Annotated in this window: 1 pseudogene; it reads right to left on the bottom strand. The window is 60.6% G+C overall.

Annotated features, from left to right (window positions below):
- A pseudogene (locus N8H74_RS29220) lies at positions 1–482 on the bottom strand (type IV secretion protein Rhs); the annotation flags it as partial.

The raw sequence follows: 482 nt of genomic DNA, 5'->3' as shown, positions 1-482 counted from the left end.
CGTTCGCGGATCAGGTTGCCATAGGCGTCGTAGTCGTAGTGGCGGTCGCCCTGCATCAGCAGGCGGTTGCCTTTGATGTGGCTCGGGCCGGGGCGGTCCTGCATCAGCAGGTTGCCGGCAGGGTCGTGGGCGTAGTTTTCCGGTGCCTGGTCACGGGTGTGATGCACACGGATCAATCGATCGAGCGCGTCGTATTGATAGTTGCGCTGACCGTGTCGACTGTCGGAAATGTGGTCGAGATTGCCGTTGGCGCTGTAAGCAAAGTCGCGGCGATACAGCGAGTCTCGTTGATGGCCTACGCTGTGCGCCAGCAATCGGCCTTGCTCGTCGTAGGCATATTCGCTGAGCAACAAGCCCTGTTGCCGCTGTTGTTCGCGCCCTGACTGGTAAACATGGCTGGTCAGTCGCGCACCATTGAGGTCAATGGCCGTCAGCGCCCCACCCTTGGCGTACTGGTAATCGAGCTTGCTGTTGTCCGGCAG

It is taken from the genome of Pseudomonas sp. B2M1-30, assembly GCF_025447575.1.
In the GTDB taxonomy this organism is placed as follows: domain Bacteria; phylum Pseudomonadota; class Gammaproteobacteria; order Pseudomonadales; family Pseudomonadaceae; genus Aquipseudomonas; species Aquipseudomonas botevensis.
This window is presented reverse-complemented; position numbering and strand designations above follow the sequence as displayed.